The sequence below is a fragment of the Pirellulales bacterium genome, from assembly GCA_035533075.1.
Taxonomy (GTDB): Bacteria; Planctomycetota; Planctomycetia; order Pirellulales; family JAICIG01; genus DASSFG01.
In genome coordinates, this window is record DATLUO010000240.1 from 1 (window position 1) to 23749 (window position 23749).

Sequence of the window (23749 nt, forward strand, 5' to 3'; positions counted from 1 at the left end):
TGAAGCCGGCTCAAGGGAAGACGGTTGAGGTGATCGCGAACCACCAGCTAAAGCTGGTGGCAAACCGCCAAAGCCGGCTGAAGCCGGCTCACAATGAGCCTCATCTTGGCCGGAACAATTCTGACATCAGTGTTTGACGGCGATTTCGCCCCATTTTGCGCAGGCCAGGGTGGGACCAGCGAGCTTGCGAGCGCTGGCCCACCGTAAAACCGTCGCCATTGGTGGGCCCGCGCTCGCAAACTCGCCAGCCCCACCCTGCGCGTGCGCACGGCCAAAAGCTTGACATTTGCCGGCCGGAATCGCTATATTCCAAGGGCGTCGCTGATGGACGGCGTAATGGCAGCTCGCGCGTCGCCCCCGTTTGGCGGAATCGCCAATGGTTATTGACTGGCCGCGGTATCGTGTTTTCCGCGGCACTCGTTCCCGGACCGCTGCCGCGGTCTGCTGTTGACCGCGCTACGTCACGCGGGAAACCTCGTAGCTTGACCTTGCGTGTCATTCTCTCGCCCGAATGGAGATGGGGAAATGTCGCCCAGATACAACCGCCTTGTGACCGCCGCTTATGACCAAAACCACCATCCCGACCAGACCGTCGCTCGCCGCGCCGAGGAGCGCCTGCGCGGCAGCACCTTTGTCGCCATCCGGCGGCTGACGTGCGACGTACACGAGGGCATGCTCACCGTGCGCGGCCGAGTGCCGAATTTCTACACCAAACAGGTGGCTTTGAGCCTCTTGTCCAGCGTGCCGGGCGTGGAGGAGATCACCGACCGCGTGGAAGTGGCGTGATTCCGCTTGTATCTCGGCGGCCCATCGGCGACGATATACGGCGGCGGCAAACGTGATGCGCAGGGACGATTCTTGGCCCTCGCTGGCAATGCCGTGGGCCTTTTGCACCGATGAGCAAGTCTCCGCGCCGCAAGCCGCGGCCGAAATCGCAACTCCGGCAGGATACGGCGGCCTCGCACTCCACGGGCGAGGCCGCGGAGGGGGTGCCGCGCCGCGGTCAGCCCGGCCTCCGGGTTCAGGTTTGCCGCCAAGGCGTCGCCGTTTCGCCCGGCGTGGCCATCGGCAAGGCCTGTTGCCTGCACGAGATTTTTCCCGGCTCCGATGTGGAGTTGCCCGACGACGACGCCGTGCTCCGCGAGCTGGCCCGCTACGACCAGGCGCGCGAACAAGCGGCCCGCGACTTGAAAACCCTGCACCACAAGGTCAGCAGCCAGCTCGGCCATCGGGCGGCGGCTATTTTTCAGGTGCATGAGTCGATCTTGCACGATCCGGCGCTGACGGCCAAAGTGCGTTCCTGGATCGTCGAATCGCGGCAGACGGCGCCGGCCGCCCTGCGGCGATTGCTGGAGGAATATACCGCCCTCTTCGAGCGCACCAGCGATGAATACCTTCGCGAGCGTCTGGCCGACGTGCGCGACGTCGTGCTGCGGCTCAATCAGCACCTGGCCGACGTGGCCTCACCGCCCAGCGAAGTCAGCGGGCCGGTGATTCTGGTGGCCAACGAGTTGATCCCCTCGCACGTGATCACGCTCGACCAACGCGAGGTGGTGGGCATCGTGACCCAGGTCGGCGGACGCACCAGCCATGCGGCCATTCTGGCCCGCGGCCACGGCATTCCCGCCGTGTCGGGCGTGCCGGGCATTCTGCACGAAGTGGTCGACGGCGACACGATTGTGGTCGACGGCCGCGAAGGGCACGTGATGATCCATCCCGACGTGGAGACCGCCCGTGCCTATCGCCGCCTCCGCCGCGAATTCGTCGATCTGAAGGACCATTTGGCCCACAATCGCGACCAACCCGCCGTCTCGGCCGAAGGCGAACCGGTCGAGCTGCTGGCGAACATCAGCAACCTTTCCGACGTCAAGGCCGCCATCTCGATGGGCGCCGGCGGCGTGGGACTCTATCGAACGGAGTACCTATTTCTCACGCATCACGACGTGCCCGACGAGGAGGAACAAGTGGCGGCCTATCGCGCGGTGATCGCGGCCAGCCCGGCGCGGCGCGTCACCTTTCGCACGCTCGACGTCGGCGGCGACAAGAAAATGCGCTATCTCGGCCTGGACCACGAGGCGAACCCGTTCATGGGCTGGCGGTCGATCCGGCTGTCGTTCGAGCATCCGGCGTTTTTTCTCACGCAGATCCGCGCCGTGCTGCGTGCGGCCGCTCCCGGCCACGGCCCCAAGAAGCGCGTCGGCCTGATGTTTCCCATGATCACCACCATCGACGAGCTGCGCCGCGTCCGAAGCCTGGTGCGGAAAGCCTATCGGCAGCTCGATCGCGAGCGGCTCGATTATGGCGACGCCCGCATCGGCTTGATGGTCGAGGTGCCGGCCGCGGCGATCACCGTCGGCCGGTTGGCGAAAGAGGCCGACTTCGTCTCCATCGGCTCGAACGACCTGGTGCAGTATCTGACGGCCGCCGACCGCGACAACCCCAAGGTGAGCCATCTTTGCCAACCGCTGAACCCGGCCGTGATCGAAGTTCTCTATCAGACCATTCGCTCCTGCCTGGAACTGGGCAAGCCGGTCACGCTGTGCGGCGAAATGGCGGCTGCGCCGCGGGCGTTCCTGCTGTTGTTCGGCATGGGACTGCGCAGCTACAGCATGAGCCCGGCGTTCATTCCGATCATGAAAGAGCTGGCCAAGCAGCTCACGCGCGAACGTAGCTCGGCCATCGTCGAGCGCGTGCGAACGATGGCGACGACGAAGCAAATCGTCAACTTTCTCGGCAAGCAGCTCGCGGAAATCTGCCCCGACTTGTCGATCGTCGATTCGGCGAGTTAGACGCTACAAGCCGCCGCGAGGCCCAGACCGTGATGAACGGCAAAACCCAACCGGAACCCGATGGAGGAGACGCGGACACGACGGGCGACAAGACGCCATGAGTGCGGGTGTCGTATGAGGAACAGCTTGTTCGTCGTGCCAGGCTGGCTCAAAAGCTGGTGTCGGGCCGCACCGTCGGCTAATCTGGAGCACACTTTCCTGTTTCGGATTATACGACACGGTCAAGGAAATCGCCCAATGGCACGCAGCCGGAAATCGTTGACTGAACGACAGGACGCTCACACATGATCGGCAAAACGCTTGGCCATTATCGCATCACCGCCAAGCTTGGCGCCGGCGGCATGGGGGAAGTCTTTCTAGCGGAAGACACGCGTCTCGACCGCAAGGCGGCAATCAAATTCCTGCCGGCCGATCTGGCGGGCGATTCGCAGCGGCGGCAGAGGTTCCTGGCCGAGGCCAAAGCCGCTTCCGCGCTCAATCATCCGCACGTCTGCGTCGTGTACGACGTCGGCGAGACGGACGACGGGCTGCCGTTCATCGCCATGGAGTTCGTGGAAGGCCAGTCACTCGACGCGCTGATCAAGCAAGGACCGCTGGAGATCGCCAGGGTCGTCCAGATCGCAATTCAAGTCGCCGACGCGCTCGATGCCGCTCACTCCCGCGGGATCGTGCATCGCGACATCAAGCCCGCCAATATCAGTCTGAATGAGCGCGGACAGGTGAAAGTGCTGGACTTCGGCCTGGCCAAGCGGATGCCGCAGGAGTCCGCGGACGCTCTGGGAATGACGGTAGACGTGCAGCAGCACACCCAGCATGGCCAGGTGCTGGGGACCCCCGGCTACATGAGCCCCGAGCAAGCCGTCGGCCGCGCCGTCGATCACCGCAGCGATTTGTTCAGCCTCGGTTCGGTCGTCTACCACCTGCTCACGGGACGAAGCCCGTTTCCCGGAAAGAATCTGGGTGAGGTCTTGGACCATGTGGTTCACCGGCAACCTGACGCCATCGCCCGTTTCAATTACGACGTGCCCTCCGAGCTGGAGCGCATCACAATCAAGCTCTTGGCGAAGGATGCTGCCCGACGATACCAGTCGGCCCGCGAGTTGCTCGTTGATCTCGAGAACCTGCGGCAGTCGCTGGAAGGTGCCCTGGCTGGAAGTCCAGCCGGTGAACGACCGATTGGAGAACGGGCGGCTGGAGAACGGGCGGCCGTCACCGACCGCCCGCTGGGCCACTCGCAGATGATCGGCAATCAGGCCGGCCCAGTTCCCACGGCGGACGAGGTCAAAGCGAGCGACATCTTCATCAGTTGTGCCCAGCTCGACGACCAGCCGCTGGCCCAGGGACGCGAGGGGTGGGTTTCGCAATTCCAGAGGAACCTCAAGGTTCGAATGGAGCAGCTTTCGGGCGATCGCGTGCGGGTCGCCAGCTTGCCGATGCCCCCCGGCCAGGCCACGGTGGACGATGCGTATTTCGAGCATCTCCCCGAAGCCAAGACGATGGTCTCGGTGGTCTCGCCTCCCTTCACGAAATCGGAAGGTTGTCAGCGCGGGGTCGAAGAGTTCTGGCAGGGGGCGGAACGTTCGGGCAACTTCTGGGTCAAGAGCAAGCCGCGGCTGTTCAAGGTGGTCAAAACGCCGGTCAACGAGCGCGACCTGCCTCCGGGGCTCGACCAGTTGTTCGCCCAGCTCATGGGCTTCGAGTTCTACGAACGCGACCCCGAAACCGGCCGCCTGCGCGAATTTGACGAAGCCTTTGGTGAGGAAGCCCGCGCGCGGTACTACGAAAGGATCTACGACCTGGCCTACGAAATCGCGCAAGTCTTGAAGTACCAACAGAGCGCGGCCCTGGGCGAAGGGCCTCAGGGCGGCGGCAAGAAAATCTACCTGGCCGAGACGACCAGCGACCTGTCGGCCACGCGCGACAAGCTGCAGCGCGAACTGCTGGAGCAGGGACACGCGGTTTTCCCCGATCGACCGCTGCCGCTGAATGCCGGCCAGTTGCAGACCGCGATCCGAGCGTATCTCGAGCAGTGCGACCTGGCGATCCACATGGTCGGGCAGCGTTACGGCCTGGTGCCCGAAGACACCGACCGCTCGGTGGTCGCCCTGCAAAACCAGTTGGCCGCCGAACAAAGCGCGCTCGTGGGAATGGAGCGGCTGATCTGGATGCCTCGAAACCTGCGGCCGGTGGACCAGCGCCAGGCGGCCTTCGTCCGGCAGTTGATCGAAGATCCGGCCGCCCACCGTGGCGCCGACGTCATTGAAGATACGCTGGAGAACCTGAAAGAAATCCTCGAAGAGCGCTGGCGCCGCGAAGCCCAGGCGCGTGCCACGCCGCCCCCGCTCAGCCCCGGCAGGGCCGTCCGGCGGGTGTACCTGGTCTGCGACCGCGAAGACGAATCGGCGGTCGAGCCGCTGGAAGACTTCTTCTATGCGCAGCGTGTCGAAGTCAGCCTTCCCGATTTCAGCTCCGACGAGTCGGCGGTCGGGGAGAATCACCGCCAGAACCTGGAAGACTGCGACGCGGCACTGGTTTACTACGGCGCCGGCAGCAAGTCGTGGGTCGATATCAAGCTGCGGGACTTGCTGAAGGCTTTGGGTTACCGTAACGGCCGGCCCATCGAACAACAGGCCGTCTACATCGCCCCACCGTTCGACCGGCGAAAGGAACGATTCAAGACGTTGTCGGCTGAAGTCATCACTCAAGCCGGCGAGACCTTCGATCCAGGTCGGTTGACCTCGTTTGTCAGCCGGTTGAAACAGACGAGGCTGGCGACGGCGTGAGCCCCGATCGCGTAACGCGCACACTTACATGACTCCCCAAACCTCACCGCGTATCAAGCCCTTCCCCGGCCTGCGTCCGTTTCTGGCAGAGGAAGACTACCTGTTCTTTGGTCGCGAAGAACAGACGGCGGAATTGCTGTCGCTACTGCGGCAACATCGGTTTCTGGCCGTGGTCGGCACGTCGGGCAGCGGCAAGTCGTCGCTGGTCAGGGCCGGGCTGCTCCCCGCGCTGCACGGCGGAACGCTGGCGCAGGCCGGCTCGGCCTGGGAAGTGATCCTGGTTCGTCCCGGCGGCAACCCGATCGACAATCTGGCCCGTGCCCTGCTCGCCGCCGATTTGTACGACGCCGAGGATGTCGAGTCGTTGCCGCGTCTGGTCGCCACGCTCACGCGGAGCCGCACGGGACTGGTCGAAGCGGTGAAGCAGTCGGACCTGTCGGAAAAGACGAATTTCCTGGTCGTCGTCGATCAGTTCGAAGAGTTGTTCCGTTTCCGGCAATCGGCAATCGGCGGCCAGGAAGAGTCGGCGGCCTTCGTGCGCCTGCTGCTGGCGGCCTGCCAGCAGGCGGAGCGGCCGGTCTATGTCGCCATCACCATGCGTTCCGATTATCTGGGCGACTGCGCCCAGATTCCCGGTCTGGCCGAGGCCGTCAATGACGGCGAATACCTGATTCCCCGCCTGAGCCGTGAGCAGCGACGCGCGGCGATCGAGAAACCAGTGAGCGTCGGCGGCGGCGGCATTGCGCCGCGGCTGACGCACCAGTTGTTGAACGACGTGGGCGACGATCCCGACCAGTTGCCGGTCTTGCAACACGCCCTGATGCGGATTTGGGACTGTTGGCTGGCCGACCATACCGATGGCGAACCGCTTGATCTGGCGCACTACCAGCGGATCGGCGGCCTGCAGGAAGCCCTCTCGCTGCACGCCGACGAGGCGTATGCCGAATTGCCCGGCGATCACCACCGTCTGCTGGCGCGCAAGCTTTTCCAGGCCCTGACCGAGCGCGGCGCCGACAATCGGGGCATTCGCCGCCCGACGCGGTTCGACCAGTTGTGCGCGATTCTCGACGCGCCGCCGGCGGAAGCCGCGGTGGTGATCGAGGCGTTTCGCCAGGCCGGGCGGACGTTTCTGATGCCCATGCCCGAGGTGCCTCTCACGCCGCAGACGGTGATCGACCTCTCCCACGAGAGCCTGATGCGCGTCTGGCAACGGCTCCGCGGCTGGGTGGAAGAGGAATCGCAGTCGGCGCGGATTTACCGCCGGCTGGCCGACACGGCACTGTTGCGCCAGGAGGGGAAGGCCGGCTTCTACCGCGACCCCGACTTGCAGATCGCACTTTCATGGCGCGAGCGAGCGCGGCCCAATGCCGCCTGGGCCGATCGCTACCACGCGGGATTCGATGCGGCGCGGGCCTTCCTGGATCAGAGCCAACAGGAATCACGCGCGGCGGACGAAGCCCGCGAGGCAGCCCGGCAGCGGGAGCTGGAACAAGCGCGGCAGTTGGCCGAGGCGCAACAACTGCGGCTTCAACAGCAGCAGCGCGCGGCCCGCAAGCTCCGCAAGATGGTCGCCGGCCTGGCCGTGGTGGCGGTGATCGCCGCCGTCGCCTGCCTCGCCGCCTTGGTGGCCCGCCACGAGGCCGGCAAGATGGCCGAAATCGCGCGACAGAATGAGAAGAAGGCCGACGAAAATGCCACTGCGGCCCAGCAAAGCGCGCGTCAGGCGCAAGCCGCCGAGGAAGAAGGACGCAAGCTGCTTTACACGACCGATATGCAGCTCGCCCCGTTTGTCTGGAGGGACGATCGTTCCACGGCCGCACAACTCCGCACGTTGCTGGCCAAACACGTACCTGAAAGGATGAAGGATGAAGGCGGAAGGATGAAGGATGAAAGGGCAAGCGGCGATCAATCAGTGATCGGCGCGGGTCTCCCGACCCAGCCGGCCACCGCCAAGCCGGATCTGCGCGGCTTTGAGTGGTACCACTACCAGCATTTGGTCGACGACAGCGCCGCTGTCTTCTCGGGGCATGAGACCGCGCTGGTCGGCGGCGCTTTCACATCGGATGGTCAACTGGTGACGTTGGATCAAGACGGTCAGGTGAGACGTTGGGACGTGGATTCACAGGACGAAGACCAGGCGAGCCGCCGCGACCTGCCCGGCGGACGCAGCGCTCAGAACCGCGTCTTGTCGCCCAACGGACGACTGGCCGCGCTGGCCGAAGGGAACAAGGTGTACGTATTTGACACGTCCACGGGCAAGGAGACCTGTGAGATCGATTCCGCCGCAGATCATTTCCGCAGTCTCATCTTCTCACCGGACAGCGACAGCTTGGTCATCGTTGACGACCAGATTCGATGGGTGAGCGCCACGAGCGGCGAGGTGATCGCTTCCGTCGATCAGAAATTCGACCGTGAGGCTCATAGCCCGGTTGAAAGAAGCCTGGCTTTGTCCGCCGATGGTCTGACGTTGGCCGTCGTCGGCCATGGTCTGGGCGGCCTCTTGTTTTCCAGCTTCCACCTGGATGCGACCGCGCAGAAAGTGACCCCGCTGGCCAAGGATGTTGGTCTGGGCCGAGGAACGTTGCAGGCCTGCGCGTTGAGTCCGGATGGCCAACGGATCGCGCTGGGGCACTTCTTCACCGGCAGGATCTACGTTTGTGACATAACCACAGGCCGCACGATCGCACAGCATCTGACCGCTCACGCGGCACCCACGAGGGCGATGGCCTTTTCTGGCGACGGCACGAAACTGGCCACGGCCGATGCCGAAGGGACGATCAAGATTTGGGCGGACGCTGAGCAGCTCACGTCGAAGAGCACGGCGATCTTGACGCTCAAGGGCCATCAAGGGGCGATTACAACCCTGGGTTTTTCGAGCGATGGCAAGCAGCTTCTCACGGCCAGCGCCGACAAAACGGCCAGGGTCTGGGACCTGGAAAATGTCGGCGCGGCAATCCGTCCCTTGGAACGCAACAACGGTTCTCCGGTAGCACGCTTTTCCCCCGATGGACAACTGATCGCTTGCTCCGGCAGCGGCGGCGTACGTCTTTGGGACGCTGCCACAGGACGACTTGTGCGGGAACTTCCGGCCGCTGAGAAGGGGTTTATCAATAGCGTGGCCTTCTCGCCTACCGACCACCGTCTGCTGGCGGTGGGATACGGCGGACAAGAAGACGTGTCGTATGTCGCGCTGTGGGACATCGATGCCGGAGCCGAGCTCGCGCGCTTGCCGGGCGCGACCGATCTCGCCGGTTTCGCGGCGGACGCAGGCTGGCGCGTGGTCGGTGCGCTGGCGTTTTCGCCCGATGGGAAATGTCTCGTCGCCGGCTTCGGCTCAAAGTGGTGGTTTGATCCAGCAAGTTCTCCCGGTCCGCTGAAGGTCTGGGAGGTCGCCAATCGCCGATTGATCCGCCGCCTGGATGGACACACGGGCTTATGTCTATCTCTCGACTTCTCGAGGGACGGAAAGCGACTGGCCAGCGGCAGCCGCGACGGCACGGCGATCGTGTGGTCGACCGAGACCTGGGAAGCGATCGAGACGGTCGAGAATCCCGATCATGACTCCCTCTACGGCGGACGGGGCATGGTCGAGCATGTGGCCTTTGCGCCCGACGGCAAGACCCTGGCCCTGGCCAGTCGTGAGGGGGACGTGCAGTTGTGGGACGTCGCCGGCAGAAAACTTCTGGAACCGCTCCAGGGGCATTCCAGTGCGGTGCTGGCCGTGGCGTTTTCGCCGGACGGTCGCACCTTGGCGTCGTGCGGCACGGGCCTCACGGTCCACCTCTGGAATGTCCCCACGCGGAGCCATTTGATGCAATTGGATCCCGGCAGCATCGACCTGGGTGAATTGTGGTCACTCGCATTTTCTCCCGACGGCAAGCAGTTGTTGGCCGGAGGATTGCACGGCTCCGCCTTCTGGTCCGCCGCGCCGAGCGTCTGGAACGATCCCGTTCGGGCCGCCGAAAAACTGCGCCGGCTGCTCGAATCGAACGCCAATTTCCAGAGTCGTGTTCGAATGCTGCCGGCGAACCGTCGGCTGCTTGAGTCGCTGGAAAAGCTGGAAGAGGTTTTTCCCGAAGACATACGGGTGCGATCCACGCTGGCCGCGACACAGGTCCGATATTTTGCCGAACAACGAAATGCGGCACTGGCGGATACCGCACGCGCCAAGGCCCGCACCTTGCTGGAACAACAATTGGCCGCCGAACCGGACAACCGAGCGATTGCAGCCCAGCTCGCCGAGCTGCTGCTGGAGGCGGAGAACAACGTCTGGACGGTCCTGAAACCGATCGAAGCAAAATCGGAATTGGGAGCGACGTTGTCCATCCTGGCTGACAACTCGATCCTTGCCAGCGGTGCGAGCGCCAGCCTCGATCGCTATCACGTCGTTCTGACCCCTCCCGCTGCCGTCAACGTTGCCGCCGTGCGCTTGGAAGCGCTCACACACCCCTCACTGCCCCGAAACGGACCCGGCCGCACGCCAGGGGGCGGCTTCTCTCAGACCAACTGGAACGTGATCGCCGCTTCACCGGATCGGAAAGAGCCGGTCAGCCTGGAGTTTGATCGTGTCCTGGCAGACCGCGAAATTGCGGGCTTCCCGGCCAATGTGTTCGGACACTGGAATATCGCCTTCAGCGGCGAGGGACGTGACTGTACCGCATTCTGGTCGCTGTCCAAGCCCGTCTCGCTCCAGCGCAATGCGACTTTAATCTTTGACATGCAATTCTCAGCGCATGATTTCCCCGAAAACCTCGGCCGTTTCCGGCTGTCGGTGTCGGATGATCCGACGGCCTTCGATCGCGAGCAGAAACGCCTGGCGGCGATGAAGCTCACCGATCCCTGGGCGAAACTCGCCGCCGCCTATCACTTCATCGGCGACCAGCCGGCGCTGGAAAGGCTGGCCGAGCAACACCCGGCTGCCGCGGTGGGCGTCGCCGACCTCTACGCGGCCGACCAGGATTGGCAGCGGGCAATCGCCGAATACAGCAAGCTGATCACCGATCAGACGGCGGATGCCAACGTGCTGGCGAAACGCGCTATGGCCTACGAAGCGACCCAGCGGTGGGACCTGGCGCGGGCCGACTGGCTGCGAGCAATCGAACAGCAGCCGGACCCGACCTCGCGGCTCAGTGAGAGCCCCGCTCCCGACCCCGACTGGCTGCGAGCAATCGAACAGCAGCAGGTCATCGCTCAAGCAGCCTTCGACAGTTACCGGCTGGCCGCGCGCTGGAGTGAAGCGGCCGAATTTGGCCTGATGCTGGCCGAACAGAAACCGCAAAACTCCTTGCTGTGGATGCAGACCGCGGCGGTTGTCGTTCTGGCCGGAGACGACGCCGACTATCCGGCGTATTGCCGCCGCATCATCGAGCAGTTTGCTGAATCAAAAGACTTTGATGTCCCCGAGAAAGTGGTCAAGGCCTGCCTGTTACGTCCCGAGGCAGTCGAACTGGCGATGCTTCCTGTGGACAAGTTCGCCGCGTCGCTGGACGAAGGCACCGCGCCTGACTGGTTTCCGGTGATGGCCTGGAGCACTCGCGCCCTGCTGGCCTACCGCGGCGGCGACGCCGAGGCGGCGGTGAAGTACGTGGCCAGGTCGGAAGAGCTCCAGCCCGGCGATATGACACACGCCCTGAACCTGGCCGTCCTGGCGATGGCCCAGCATCAACTCCGGCAGTCCGCCGAAGCTCACCGCGCGCTCGCGGAAGCTGTCGAGCTCACGGACCGCCTGCAAAGCGACGCCAGCAGCAAAGGCGACTTCGACCTCTTGATCGCCCAAATCCTGCTCCGCGAGGCCCAGGCCCTGATGAGCGGCAAGCCCAAATCGAAACGCGATGCGGAAAAGACGGACACGACGGGCGACAAGACGCCATGAGTGCGGGTGTTGATGTACGAACCCCCGCGACGAACTCCAGAAAAATGGGCGTCAGAATTGCGAATGCCACCGGGCCCTAAATTGCCGACATTCCCTTTCCCTGCTAGCATGAAAAGCAGCCGCAGCCAGCCGGGCCAATCTTAAGCTGCGCGCCGTTTGCGTGGCCTTCGCGGCACGCCGAGGGAATCCATGAGCGTCGAAGAACAACGCCTCGGGCCGTTTCTGTTGAAAGAACGGCTCGGTGCGGGAGGAATGGGGGTCGTCTATCGTGCCACGCACGTCGAAAGCCGGCGTCCGTTCGCCGTCAAAGTGCTGTCGGCCAAAGCGGCGGGCAACAAGCGGATTGTGGCCCGCTTTGCCCGTGAATTGGAGATCCTCAAGGCACTCAAGCACCCCAACATCGTCCGCTGCTTCGGCGGCGGCCGCCAGGGAAGCGACATCTACCTGGTCATGGAGCTGGTGGGCGGAGGCTCCATCGCCGGCCTCATCCGCCGCCGCGGGCGAATTCCCTGGGATGCCGCCATCGACTATGCCTTGCAGGTCTGCGACGGGCTGGCGTATGCCCATGAATGGGGCATCGTCCACCGCGACCTGAAGAGCGCCAACTTGCTGTTGACCAAAGACGGGCAAGTGAAGATCGCCGACTTCGGCATCGCCCGCGTGCAATACGGCAAAAAGCTCACCGCCGCCAAGCACACCGTGGGCACGATGGCCTACATCGCCCCGGAACAGATCAAGGGCGACCCGCCCATCTCCCACCGCACCGATCTCTATACGCTGGGCTGCGTGATGTTCGAGATGCTCACCGGGCGGCTGCCGTTCTTGGCCGACTCGATGGCCCAGTTGATCTATCAGCACATGGAAGACGCGCCGCCGCACGTGGCGACGATCGCGCTCGACTGCCCGATCTGGCTCGACGCCCTGGTCAATCAGCTCCTGGAAAAAGACCCGCTCAAGCGGCCGCACGACGCCACCGCCGTGGCGCGGGCGCTGCGCGAGGCCAAGGAAAAGTCGGTCAGCGGAGCGGGCGTGGCGCAGGCCGCGACCGGCGGTCCCAGTGCGTTGCGCGTGGGCCAGGAAAAGGGTGAGGCGAAGGAAGCCCGCGAGCTGCTCGGCAAGAAGAAAAAACGCAAGAAAAAGAAGGTGCCGGTCTACGAGCGGGTCTGGTTCCTGGCGGCCTGCCTGCTGTTGGTGGTGGCGGTCGCCGCCTGGTCGCTCTGGCCGCTCAACGAACGGCAGTTGTTCGAGCGGGCCACGGCCCTGATGGAAAGCGGCGACGAGCTGAAATGGAAAGAGGCGCGCGACAAGTATCTCGATGCACTTTTGGCCCGCTACCCGAAGGGAGCGTATGAATCGCGGGCCAAGGAATACATCGACCGCATCGAGATGGCGCAGGCCGAGAAGCGGTTGAGGATGCACGAAAAGCGGCATTTCCAGCCCGACGGCGAGGGTGAGCGGCTCTATGCCGCGGCGTTGGATTACGAGCAATTCGGAGACCGGCTGACGGCCTTGGACAAGTACCAGAGCATTGTCAAGCTGGTTCCGGCCGAAGGTCGGGACCGGCCCTTCGTGAAGCTGGCCGAAAAGCGGGCACGCGAGTTGATGAATCAATCGGAGCCGGCCGACACGCGGTTGACCCTCATCCAGGCGCGGCTCGACGACGCCGACAAGCTGGAACAAGAGGGCAAACGCATGGAGGCCCGCAAGATCTGGAGCAGCATCGTGACGCTCTATGGCGACAACCGCGAGCTCGAACCGCTGGTGGAGCGAGCGCAACAGGGCCTGAGCGGCGAAAAGCCCGCGGCGAAAGCCCGCGGCGATGCGCCGCAGGCATCGCCGTCGCCCGAGGCCGGCCGAGGAACGTGATCCGCCGCGCGGCGCGCGAGTGGAGGGGTGGGCGCCGTTCCCACCCACCCACACGTGGGGACATGAACTCTTCGCCGCGGAAAAGTTCCCCCGAGCCCTAAGCGTTCGTGTGCTGGTTGTAGTATTCATCGCCGTCAAGGAAACCCGTGATGATTTCTTCGTTGGTCCAGCCATGGTTGAACTGCGCGGCAAAGTAGGCCAGGCCGTTCGGATCGGCGGGACGGCCGAGATAGTGCTGATAATCTTCGGCGATTAGCTGTTCGGCGCGTTCCAGGCTGTCGGTGAAGCCAAAGGCGACGCTGGCCCGGCTGGCGCCTTGGGCCAGGGCGTTGGTCCACCAGCTTTGCCCGTCCGCATCCGCCGGCCAGCCGAGCAAATCTTGACACAACCGGCCTGGGCGGCACAAACATTCCACGGAGCTGGGCCGTGAACCGAGCGACAACGAAGCCAATCGGCTAATGGAAGGTAGCCCGCCTGTTTCGGGGCCTGCATGAGGTGCGTCGCCTCACCAGGTTGAAAAAACACGGTCGACGGCGGCCAGTTCCTGTGTGGTTGCCGTCGGGATAACCATCGCTGTCTCGTTCGCGGTCGACACTTCTGGACAAGCCGCGGATGTCGAGCCAGCGACGGTCGGCTGAAGGTGGCAAACACGAATTCGCGCCGCGACTCTGTTACAATGCGGGAAACCCCGATTTGCCAGGGATGCTTGCCATGTCGATTTCCATGCGCCCGCCGCCGGGCACGACCGCCGATCCGCTTTATCCCGATTCCGACGGCAAACCGATGGGCGAGACCGAATATCACATCCTGGCCATCACCCACCTGTACGAGGTCTTGCGCCCCTGGTTCCGCGGGCGGGAAGGCTATCACGTGGCCGCCGACATGTTGCTCTATTACGAGCAGGGTAACCCATCGGCGGTCCGCGGGCCGGACGTGATGGTGAGCAAAGGGGTGCGGGGCAAGCATCTTCGCCGCTCCTTTCGCACCTGGGAGGAAGGCGTCGCGCCGGCCGCGATCATCGAAGTCACGTCGCGTTCCACCAAAGACGAAGATCAATTCGAAAAGCCGGCGGTTTATGCGCGCATCGGCGTCAAGGAGTATTTTCTCTTCGACCCGATCGGCGAATACCTACGGCCGCGATTACAGGGCTTTCGGCTCGTGGACGGCGTGTACGTCCCGATGGCGATGGAGCAAGCCGATCGCCTGTCGAGTGGCGAGCTTGGGCTGGACCTGGTGGCCGACGCTCACCTGCTGCGCGTCGTCGACCCGGCGAGCGGCAAGCGTTTGCCGACCGGCGAGGAGTATCAGGAACAACTCAAACTGGCACGGCGCGAGGCGAGGGAAGCCAAGCGCGCCGCGGCGGAAGCGAGACGCCAGACGGCGGAAGCGGAGCGCCGCGCGGCCGACGTCGAACGCAAAGAAGCCACGGCCCTACGCAAGCAGGCGGCAGCGCAAAAAGCGGCGGCGGAAGCCCAAAACGAAGTCCAGATCGAACGGCGACGGTCCGCCGAGCTGGAAGCGGAGATCGCCAGGCTCCGCTCCCTGCTGCCTCCCTGCGACGCCCAGTAACGGAATCCCGCCATGCCGCACGACGCTGACGCGCAAGAACTCGTAACTCGTGCCCGATCGGGCGACCAACAGGCCGCGGCCGAGCTGTTCAACCGCTTCTCGCGGCGGCTGGTGATGTTGGCCGGCTCGCGGCTCGATCGCCTGGTGCGGGGCCGAGTCGATCCCGAAGATGTCGTGCAATCGGCCTATCGCAGCTTTTTCGCCCGACTGGCCGACGGGCAGTTTTCGCTCGACGAATGGGGCGAGGTCTGGGGCCTGCTGGTCCGCATCACGCTGCGCAAATGCGGGCACAAGCTGGAACATGCCAGGGCACAGCGGCGCGACGCCGGCCGTGAAGTTTCGCTGGCCGGCTCGCCCGACGACTCCGGCGATGGTTGGCAGCCGATCGCCCGCAATCCGACGCCCGTCGAGGCGTTGATGCTGGCCGAGACGGTCGAATCGCTGCTGGCCGGCTTCGACGAGCGCGAGCAGGAGATGGTGGGTCTGCGCTTGCAAGGCCACACCGAGCGCGAGATCTGCGAATCGGTCGGCCGCAGCGAGCGCACCGTCCGCCGCGTGCTCGAGCGCCTGCGGCATCGCGTCGAGCGGCTGCGGGAGGAGGAGCGGTAGTGGTTAGTGGTTAGTGGTTAGTGGTTAGTGGTTAGTGGTTAGTGGTTAGTGGTTAGTGGTTAGTGGTTAGTGGTTAGTGGTTAGTGGTTAGTGGTTAGTGGTTGGGGGTTGGTGGTTGGTGGTTGGTGGTTGGTGGTTAGTGGTCAGTGGGCGGGCGCAGCCCGCCGACCCCAACGGGGTCGCATTCGATCGCCCAGGGTGCGACCGGTCAAAATTGTGGTAGAATACTTTGCGAGGTGCATTATGGCGAAGAAGACCAGGGCCGCGAAGCCCTTGAAATTCGAGCGTCCAAAACGCATTCAGCTCTCCGCCGAAGAGTCGTTGAAGCGAATGCAAACGTTTTCCAAGCGAAAGGAACGCTTTATTGCCGCTATCCGAAAAGGCAAGGATCGAGGTTTATCTGCCTGACCTGCCGGGGCGGGCGTATCGCGAACTGCTCGACGCGCTCAGCCGCGAGTTTACCTACACATTCGGCGGATGCTCGATTCTTCAAGGACTGGCCGGCAGCTACTTGTCGCAGCGCGGTCTTCTCATGGAAGACCGCGTGAACGTCGTGTATACGGACGCGCCGTTTTCACTCGCTGCCAACGAACAGGCGCTTTCGCAATACGTGGACGAACTTCGCCAAGCCGCATACGTCGCGCTTGAGGAAGAGGCGATCTTGGTAGCCTTGCTGCGTGTCTACCACCCAGCCTGAGTCGGCGCCGGTCTGTCTATCATCCGTCCGCCGGCGCGATGCCGGTGGTGCGAGCGGAAAGAACGCGGTCCGCCTCAAGAGACGGGCGTCATAAACCGCCGGGCAAGCCGGCATGACCGCGAATCCCAAGTTCAAAATCACCCCCCCGCTTGCACTCCGCTCGCCCGTGTGGCAAAATCTTGGGCGCGCGGTTTGACTCCCGGTCGGGGACATTTCCATGGATACCACGCCAATCACCTTGCTCGAGCGGCTCCGCACGCCCGGCGATGAAGACGCCTGGCGGCAATTGGTAGCGCTGGTCACGCCCCTGCTGTTGGCCTGGGCGCGCCGCGTCGGCATGCGGCGCGAAGACGCCGCCGATCTCGCCCAGGACGTGCTCGCCATCCTCGTGCAGAAGCTCCCCACATTCGACTACGATCCGGCCCAAAGTTTTCGCGCTTGGCTCAAAACTATCGCCATGAACAAGTGGCGCGAGCGCCTCCGCCGGCCGGCCACCCAGTCGCTGGATGGCCATCTCGATCGGCTCGCCGCGCCCGACGCCGAGGCCGCTTGGGAAAAGGAATATCGCTTTCAGCTCGTTCTGCGGGCATTCGAGGCCATCAAAGACGACTTTCAGCCGCGCACCTGGCAGGCCTGCCGGGAGCTGGTCGTGCGGGGCCGCGACGTCAAGCAGGTGGCCGCCGAGCTCGGCATGTCGGCCGATGCGGTCTACGTCGCCAAGTGCCGCGTGCTCCGGCGGTTGCGGAAAGAGCTCGACGGGATGCTGGAGTAGGGGTTGGGGGTTGGGGGTTGGGGGTTGGGAAAGAGAAACGGGGCGAAAAAAATCCGTGTAAGAAAACCGCCCCTCGCGCATACTCCTTTTGAACGCCCGAAGCCCCAAGTCCTGAACCCCGAACCCTGAACCCTGAACCCTGAACCCTGAACCCTGAACCCTGAACCCTGAACCCTGAACCCTGAACCCCGAACCCCGAACCCCGAACCCCGAACCCTGAACCCTGAACCCTGAACCCTGAACCCTGAACCCTCCCATGTGCCCCGACTTTCACCTGCTGGAACAATTGGCCCTGGGCCTGCTGAGCGGCGAGGAGGCTGCCCCGCTGGAAGAACATTTGGCAGACTGCGCAAGCTGCTTGCAGACGCTGATCGAGCGCGATCCGGCCGATACGCTGGTCGAGGCCCTGCGCGAGGCGCCCCGCACGGCCGAGCGCCGCGCGGCGTTCGAGGACGACATCCGGCGGCTCGAAGCGGCCTTCGCCGCCCGTCCGTGGGGCGACCTTCCTAGGTCGTCTGTGGAAAATTCAGGCGATGGCGGACTGCGAACGCAGGAACACGAAGCACGAGACGACCTGGGAAGGTCGCCCCACGAATTCGACACCTCGCCTTCGGCCAGCGGAAGCTCCGTCGATACCCCGCCCACTGAAGCCGAGTCGGCCGACGATCGCGAAGTCTACGATTTCCTGGCTCCCCCGCAATCGCCCGACGAGCTGGGCCGGCTTGGCACGTATCGCGTGTTGCGGGTGTTGGGCACGGGCGGGATGGGCGTGGTGTTCGAGGCGGAAGATCCGCAGCTTAAGCGGCATGTGGCCTTGAAGGCCATGAAGCCGGGAGGGGCGGTCAGCGCTTCTGCCCGCAAGCGGTTCTTGCGCGAGGCGCAAACGGCGGCGGCGGTCGAGCACGACCACATTGTGCCGGTCTATCAAGTCGGTGAAGACCGCGGCGTGCCGTTCATCGCCATGCCGCTGTTGCGCGGCGAGACGCTGGCGGAGAGGCTGGAAAAGGCAGAAGGCAAAAGGCAAAAGGCAGAAGGACAAGGGGCGGAAGAGCTCAATCCAAAATCCAAAATCGAAAATCCAAAATCTCGTGACGGCCTAGGAAGGCCATCCTCCGGGAAGGCTTTGCCAGTGGACGAGGTAATTCGCATCGGCCGCGAGATCGCGCTGGGCCTGTCGGCCGCGCACCGCCGCGGCTTGATTCATCGCGATATCAAGCCCTCGAACATCTGGCTGGAAGAAGAGACCGGCCGGGCAAAGATCCTGGATTTCGGCCTGGCCCGCGCCAGCGACGGCGGCGAGCAGCTCACGCAGGCCGGCGCGATGCTGGGCACGCCGGCCTACATGTCGCCCGAACAGGCATCCGGCGACGACGCCGACGCCCGGTCCGACCTCTTCAGTCTCGGCTGCGTGCTCTACCACGCGGCGACCGGGCGGCGGCCCTTCATCGGCCGCGACGCTCTTTCGACGATGGTGGCCGTGACCACAGTCACGCCGCCCGCACCCCGCGAGTTGAATCCCGCGTTGCCGCACGAGCTGAGCAACTTGATCGTCGCGCTGTTGTCGAAGGATCCCGCTGGGCGCCCGCAAACCGCCCGTGAAGTGGCGGACCGGTTGGCATCCATCGTACTCCCTCTCCCTCCGGGAGAGAGCCGGGGTGAGGGCGGGTTGCAAGAAGCATCGGCCTCCACGATCGAACTCGCGCCGGCTGACGAGTTGGTGGGCAATGCCCACCCTACGAAGCCTCCGCGCCGCCGCGGCTTGGTTCTCATCGCTTCCGCCGCGGCGGCGGCCGCGCTGGCCGGAATCGTCTTCTTCGTGCAAACCAACAACGGCACGATTCGCGTCGAGATCAACGATCCGCAGATCGAGGTGGCGATCAAGGGAACAAACATCACGTTGAAGCAGGCCGACAACGGCGCGGACGTCAAAGTGTGGCCCGGCGAAAAGACGCTCGTCATCGAGCGCGGCGACTTTCAGTTCGAGACCGACAAGCTGGTTCTCAAGCGCGGCGACACCATCACCGTCGCGGTCACGCTTTCAGCCGGCGGCGTCGAGGTGAAGCAGAGCGGCGAAGTCATCGGCCAAGCGAAGCTCCCCGAGCGTTCCGTGGCTACGGACTCGGGAATTGCAACCGCCGAGCCGCGCGAAAAGGCCGTTGTCCGCAATCCGCCGTCAGTTGCAACGGACCACGGACCACGGACTACGGACAATGGGCCGAATCCAAAATCCAAAATCGAAAATCCAAAATTGCCGCCGCCCCTCCCAGCCCTGAGCCAAATGTCGCTCGTCACCGAGCCGGCGCCTTTGCCGGGCCTGACGAGTTGGACGCTGGAAACGCTCGACCATCGCGGAGAGATCCACAAGATGGAGTTCAACCCCGACGGCACGCTGTTGGCCACCTACGGCGAAGACGGCGCGGTGCGCTTATGGCACAGCGAGACGGGCGAGTTGGCCCGCATTTTCGTCGGCGCCGATTCTCCTTCGGGCGGCATCGCTTGGTCGCCCGACGGCGCGTCGATCGCCGTCGCCGCCGGCAGCAAGATCAACGCCTGGCAAGCGGCCACCGGCAAGAGCGTTTGCAATATCTCGCTCATCGACGGCGAAGCCGCCTCGCTCGCCTGGTCGCCCGACGGCAAGACCTTCGCGGTCGGCCAACGGCCGGTCGACCAGCCACAAACGGATTTGTTGCGCTGGTTGACGCGCGCTCCCGCGGAACAGCTTTGCCTCTACGACGTCGCCACGGGTGTACGTACCGCCGTTCGCCGCCGCGACGACTGGAATGTCGAGCAAATCGCCTGGTCGCCCGACAGCAAGCGCTTGATTGAAAGCGGCGAAAAGTCACCGTCGTTCCTGGTCACCGCAGCAGAGCTCGTAGTTCATGCAATTCGAGCGCCGGAGTCCTGGGAGGCTGCGCTTGCTTGGACGGCGGAGGGGAAGCCATTGTTCGCACGTCCTTGGGAGGTTGAGAAGAAGTTGGTGATGCAGCTTTGGCAAGCGGATCCACCGAAGCTGCTGCGCACCTTTGCGACCCAGCATGAAGGCGAGCGGATCGGCTGGCTTGCCCTCTCTGGCGATGCGCGACTCGTCGTCTTGGGATGCAGAGATACCTATCAAGGATACGCGTCGGAACGTGCCGCCTACGTTTACGACGCTGAGACGGGCGATGCCGTGGCGCACTTCGCCCATTCGCCCGGACACCCCGGTGAATGGAAGAACGAGGACGCGCCGCCGCTCTCAAGTTGGGAATACGAGCCGCGATATGCCCTGTCGCGCGACGGAAAACGATTCGCGCGCTGTGGCCAACAGCTTGGGGGCCCTGCCGTGTTCGATATTCGTTCCGGCGAAACGCTGCGCGACCGACGGCGCATGACGACGTTTTGGCTGGGGTACCCGCATTTTCTCGCGGCTTGGTCGCCCGACGGCGAGTCGCTCGCGGTGCGGGGCGAAGACGGCGCTGCGCAGTACATCGACATACCGTCCGCCTGGCCGCGCGCCGCGGGGCCGGCCGGCGTCTATGGATATCCCGGATTCAATCCATACACCTTCGAAGGCTTGCGCTGGTCGGCGGATTCATCTCACCTGACAATGGCACACGCGCTAGGCGGGCGCATCGAGATCCAATCGGCCAAAACAGGTCAAGCCGAGTCAAACTGCGAGGTCCGACCCGAGGCGGGGGCGGACCCCTTCGTCTACTGCACCGCCCTATCGGCTGACGCGAAGTTTTTCGTGGGCATACACGGTGGACGTTTGCGCGTATTCGAGAGCGCCGGGTCGCGGCTGCTCAAGACGCTCGACGCCATGATCGATAAACCGGAAACGTGGTCGCCCGACGCGAAACGGCTCGCCGTGAGGCACGGCGAGGCGACGGAGATTTGGGACATTGAGGCCAACGAGTGCGTGCGGCGGTTCGACGGTGGGAGTGCGTCGCTGGTCTGGTCGCCAGACGGTTCGCGTTTCGTGCTTTCGGGCGGCGGCGAGGCCACGATCCACGACGCGGCCAGCGGCAACGTGTTGCACGATCTCGACGAACCGCCCCTCGGCTCTGCGAAAGACTGGCCTCGGCTGGCCTGGTCGCCCGATAGCCGCCGCATCGCCGGCCGCGGACGCGTTTGGAATGCCGAAACCGGCGAAGTGATCGCGCGTTTGCCCGGCGCCGCGTTGGCGGGCGAAACCGGCGCGCCGGCCTGGTCGCCCGACGGCGCCACGCTGGCTTATCTCGGCCCCGGCCGGGCGGTAGTGGTCGCCGATTTAGCACCGAAGGTGCGTCATTCCACAGCCCAGGGTGAAACCCTGGGTAACGTGAAAGCGCAAAACATTGTAGCCCTGAAAGGGCGTGATTCCGATGGTTCGCAGCGCCTCGTTGGCGCCGACGGCGCTATCGACGCCGGGGAATCTCGCCCCGTTGGGGCTGAGAATTCCAATGCGAAATCTACCCAGGGTTCCGCTGCGCTGCACCCTGGGCTATCGAATTCGGCCCCTTCGGGGTCGCCACAAGTCACCGCCATGCTGCTCACCTTCAATCGCGGGCAAGTGGTTTCGATCTCGCCGAGCGGGCACTACCGCGCGTCGCCGCGGGCTGATGAACTGTTGGTCTACGTCGTCGAGACCGCCGACGGCCAAGAGACGCTTTCGCGCGAACAGTTCGCCGAACGGTTTGGCTGGAAGAACGATCCGGCCTGGGCCGCGCGAAACGTAGCTCCGACACTCCGTGGCGGAGAAGCGGTCGCCGAAGGCGACCGGCTAGCGCTCCCGTCACGGAGTGCCGGGTCTACCTTGGGCTCGCTCGCACTCGTCCAGCGCCCCGCCGCCCTGCCGGGCGTCGAAAGCTGGACGATCGCGCAGCGGTCGCCCCAGCATGTTCCGAATCAGTGGCAGCCAATCAGTCTCTCGCCTGACGCGAAATGGCTCGCGCATGCCGGCCAAGATGGCGCAGTGCGGCTGATCGACGCCAACAGCGGCAAGGCCGAACGGGTGCTTGCCGGCCACGATGGGCCGCTGGCCGCCGTCGCTTTTTCGCCCGATGGCAAGCTCGTCGCCTCGTTCGATTGCATCGCCCGCAACGTGCGCATCTGGGACGCCGCGACGGGCGCCCAACGGCGTAGCGTCCAGACTGGTCTCGGACGTTTTTATTCAGCACTTCATTGGTCGCCTGACGGCGCGCTTCTGGCTGTCTGCACCCAGTATGCCCCGTTGCGCTTGCTCGACGTCGCCAGCGGCGAATTTCTGCCGCAGCCGATTGGGCACTCGGGACTGCTGGAGCCGGATTACTTCGCCTGGTCGCCCGACGGCCGGAGGTTTGTCTCCTGCGCAGACGGCAATCGCGAAATCCGTATTTGGGACGTTGCCACGCTCGAACCTGCGTTCAAGCTGGAAAGCAAGTTCGATACTGCTCCTTACGTTACTTTCGGCTGGTCGCCCGATGGCAAGACGCTGGCCGCCCACGTGGGCAGAGGCGAGATTCGCGTGTGGGATGCCGTCAGCGGCAAGTTATTGAGGACGCTGGCCGATAAACACCCCGTGTGGGACGTGCGACTGGCCTGGCTGCCCGACGGCGAGACGATCGCGATCAATGGCGGAAATGGCGCGCTCGGCTGGCGACTGTGGGATGTTATCGCGGCGAAGCCCGTTATGGATGTCGTGCCATACGGCTACATCTGGGGCTTCTCGCTTTCGGCCGACGGCCAAACGCTGGCGATGGGCGATGCGCGCATTGGGCTGTTCGATGTTCGTTCGCGAACGCTCAGGCGAGAAATTGAGGCATCACTCTGGGCCCAGAGCGCCGCATGGTCACCCGACGGACGCGAGTTGGCCGTGACAGGCGACGATATGGCCGTTTGGTCCAACGCCAGGGCCCGCGGACTCACCATGCTGCCAACGGAGAATTGGTTCGGAGCTCAGTGGCTGCAACGCGGCGACGCGATCCTCAACACGGTCGGCGGCGGCGCCATGCTTTTCTCCCGCCGGGCGCAGCATTGGGAAAAGAGGCACCTGCCGATCGGGGTTGGTAGCTACGGCGGCCACGACGTGGCATCGCTTTCGCCCAATGGCAACCTTCTGGCTTGCAGCAACAACGACATCAAGGCCGAAGATCTCGGCAAGCGGCGCGTCGAGATATGGGACCTCGCGACCGCGAAACGGTTGGTGCAGATGGAGCCTTTGGGCCAGTACATTCACGCTCTGGCGTGGTCGCCCGACGGTGAACTGCTGGCGGCGGGCACGGACGATGGAAAATCGGCGATTTACGATTCCGCAAGCGGAAAACGACTCGCCGAGCTGCCGGCAACTAAAGGCCCAATTCGACCGCTTGCCTTCTCGCCCGACGGCAAGACGCTGGCGGCCGGGTATGGCGCGCACGATAACGGTTTCGTGCGGCTGTATAATGTTGGCGAGTTGAAGGCGTCAGGCCGCCCAGAGGGTACCCGGCGTCAGGCGTCAGGTGAAGAAGATGGAGAGCCCCTTAACCCCAGCCCTCTCCCGGAGGGAGAGGGAGTACGCGCTGACGCGTCGCTCGATCCAAAACCGCAAATCGAAAATCCGAAATCCGCCACGCCGCCGGAGCCAAAAGCGGACGGCACACGGAGTGTGCCTGCTACTTTGCCGCCGTTGCGTGAACTGCCGTGCGATCAGACCATTTATGATCCCGAAATCGTCGCCTTGCGCTGGTCGGCCGACGGCCGCACGCTGCAGGTGCTCGACCGCGCGGCGGTGTATGTCTTCGACGCCACAACCGGCGAACGCTTGGCCGAGGCCCCGCGCCTGGACCGCACGCCTCACGGACATCGCCCCGCGAA

General features: G+C 64.3%; 11 protein-coding genes. 10 read left to right on the plus strand and 1 reads right to left on the minus strand.

Translation table 11 applies throughout. The annotated features are described in order from the left end of the window. Positions 1–525: 525 nt before the first annotated feature. The 5 genes from VNH11_29895 (at position 526) to VNH11_29915 (ending at position 13310) form a co-directional block, all read left to right on the plus strand. The gene (locus tag VNH11_29895) at positions 526–786 is read left to right on the plus strand and encodes a BON domain-containing protein (protein ID HVA50596.1); all 261 of its coding nucleotides are present in this window, start codon (positions 526–528) and stop codon (positions 784–786) included. 110 nt (positions 787–896) lie between these two features. Next, a complete protein-coding gene (gene ptsP, locus VNH11_29900) occupies positions 897–2789 on the plus strand; it encodes a phosphoenolpyruvate--protein phosphotransferase (protein HVA50597.1) in 1893 nt (630 codons plus the stop codon). Between the two features lie 284 nt (positions 2790–3073). Next, on the plus strand, positions 3074–5572 hold the full coding sequence (locus VNH11_29905) for a protein kinase (GenBank protein ID HVA50598.1): 2499 nt from the start codon (positions 3074–3076) through the stop codon (positions 5570–5572). A 28-nt stretch (positions 5573–5600) separates the two neighbouring features. Beyond that, on the plus strand, positions 5601–11444 hold the full coding sequence (locus VNH11_29910) for an AAA family ATPase (protein HVA50599.1): 5844 nt from the start codon (positions 5601–5603) through the stop codon (positions 11442–11444). Between the two features lie 189 nt (positions 11445–11633). Next, entirely contained in the window at positions 11634–13310 is a 1677-nt protein-coding gene (locus VNH11_29915; protein HVA50600.1) for a serine/threonine-protein kinase, read from the plus strand. A gap of 97 nt (positions 13311–13407) precedes the next feature. Here VNH11_29915 and VNH11_29920 read toward each other — a convergent pair whose 3' ends face one another. Further along, positions 13408–13698 carry a DUF4214 domain-containing protein gene (locus VNH11_29920; GenBank protein HVA50601.1) on the minus strand — a complete coding sequence of 97 codons (291 nt, stop codon included), beginning with the start codon at positions 13696–13698 and terminating at the stop codon, positions 13408–13410. A 323-nt stretch (positions 13699–14021) separates the two neighbouring features. Between VNH11_29920 and VNH11_29925 the strand changes: the two genes are divergently transcribed. The 5 genes from VNH11_29925 to VNH11_29945 all read left to right on the plus strand — a co-directional run. Continuing rightward, entirely contained in the window at positions 14022–14879 is an 858-nt protein-coding gene (locus VNH11_29925; protein ID HVA50602.1) for a Uma2 family endonuclease, read from the plus strand. A 12-nt stretch (positions 14880–14891) separates the two neighbouring features. Beyond that, a complete protein-coding gene (locus tag VNH11_29930; protein ID HVA50603.1) occupies positions 14892–15488 on the plus strand; it encodes a sigma-70 family RNA polymerase sigma factor in 597 nt (198 codons plus the stop codon). 364 nt (positions 15489–15852) lie between these two features. Then, complete coding sequence (locus tag VNH11_29935) at positions 15853–16185, plus strand: hypothetical protein (protein ID HVA50604.1); 333 nt, start codon at positions 15853–15855, stop codon at positions 16183–16185. 217 nt (positions 16186–16402) lie between these two features. Beyond that, on the plus strand, positions 16403–16957 hold the full coding sequence (locus VNH11_29940; protein HVA50605.1) for a sigma-70 family RNA polymerase sigma factor: 555 nt from the start codon (positions 16403–16405) through the stop codon (positions 16955–16957). Positions 16958–17213: 256 nt separating this feature from the next. Further along, a partial coding sequence (locus tag VNH11_29945; protein ID HVA50606.1) for a serine/threonine-protein kinase occupies positions 17214–23749 on the plus strand: 6536 nt, incomplete at its 3' end.

Bases quoted from the DNA above. Each gene is read 5' to 3' on its own strand.
- VNH11_29895 (HVA50596.1), top strand. From the start codon at position 526: ATGTCGCCCAGATACAACCGCCTTGTGACCGCCGCTTATGACCAAAAC.
- ptsP (HVA50597.1), top strand. From the start codon at position 897: ATGAGCAAGTCTCCGCGCCGCAAGCCGCGGCCGAAATCGCAACTCCGG.
- VNH11_29905 (HVA50598.1), top strand. From the start codon at position 3,074: ATGATCGGCAAAACGCTTGGCCATTATCGCATCACCGCCAAGCTTGGC.
- VNH11_29910 (HVA50599.1), top strand. From the start codon at position 5,601: ATGACTCCCCAAACCTCACCGCGTATCAAGCCCTTCCCCGGCCTGCGT.
- VNH11_29915 (HVA50600.1), top strand. From the start codon at position 11,634: ATGAGCGTCGAAGAACAACGCCTCGGGCCGTTTCTGTTGAAAGAACGG.
- VNH11_29925 (HVA50602.1), top strand. From the start codon at position 14,022: ATGTCGATTTCCATGCGCCCGCCGCCGGGCACGACCGCCGATCCGCTT.
- VNH11_29930 (HVA50603.1), top strand. From the start codon at position 14,892: ATGCCGCACGACGCTGACGCGCAAGAACTCGTAACTCGTGCCCGATCG.
- VNH11_29940 (HVA50605.1), top strand. From the start codon at position 16,403: ATGGATACCACGCCAATCACCTTGCTCGAGCGGCTCCGCACGCCCGGC.